General features: G+C 46.1%; 1 protein-coding gene and 1 pseudogene. Both read right to left on the bottom strand.

Annotated elements, in window-relative coordinates; all coding sequences use genetic code 11:
- Positions 1 to 68: 68 nt before the first annotated feature.
- The gene (locus tag FD23_RS08720) at positions 69 to 299 is read right to left on the bottom strand and encodes a hypothetical protein (RefSeq protein WP_002880222.1); all 231 of its coding nucleotides are present in this window, start codon (positions 297 to 299) and stop codon (positions 69 to 71) included.
- Positions 265 to 735 (bottom strand): annotated as a pseudogene (locus tag FD23_RS09850) (IS1634 family transposase); the annotation flags it as partial. The gene FD23_RS08720 and the pseudogene FD23_RS09850, both read right to left, overlap by 35 nt.

Here is a 735-nt window from a genome sequence, read left to right as displayed (position 1 = left end):
TGCTAATTTCCCAGGATTTTACAACTCAAACCATACGGCTGACAGATTTTCTGCCAGCCGTATTTCTTTTATGCATGACTTTCCAGAAACGCGAGGATCTCAGCTTTAGTTCGGGTACTTTTATCAATAGCTTTTAGTAATTCCTCCTGCTCCCGGTGCTTCTTGAGCTCATAGAGAGCATCTAGTTTCTGCGATACTTTATCGCAGCGCTCTTTAAGGCGCCGGAGTTGTTCTTCGGTTTGGGAGATCTCGGCTTCAATTGTCTTAATACTCTTCGTTCTCGGCATCTTCATCATCATCTTTCTGTTCTTCTGGCATTGCGGCGTTCTGGATATCTTTTCCAATCAGTCTTGCCTGTGCCTTGATCCATTCTTCGTCCAGTCCAAAGGCCCCTAGTATTACTTTCTGGGTAGCTGTGACTGCGTGATCTAGCTTATAATTGCCGTTCGGTTGGCGTATCAGCTCAATCTTTTCGAGCTCTTTCAGTGCTGAAGGTACGCTCAAATAGTTAGGCTTGCCCGGCATTTCGGCTTTGCGCTTTCTCAAAAGCGTGTAGATTCTTGCACGGATTATCAAAGCGATGAACTGAATGAAGATCTTGGCTTCGGCTGCTTGACTGCTTGCGACTCTGAATGAGCGATTGCCAAGGAAGGCCTTATCACTGCCAAACAGCTTCTCTGAGATATCGCGGCTCTTGTAAAGATTCAAGGCTTCAGAGGCCGTCATCTTTTCGGA

The organism is Lactobacillus delbrueckii subsp. delbrueckii DSM 20074 = JCM 1012, assembly GCF_001433875.1.
GTDB lineage: Bacteria > Bacillota > Bacilli > Lactobacillales > Lactobacillaceae > Lactobacillus > Lactobacillus delbrueckii.
Note: the sequence above shows the minus strand (reverse complement) of the source record. Positions and strands in the feature narration are given on the sequence as shown.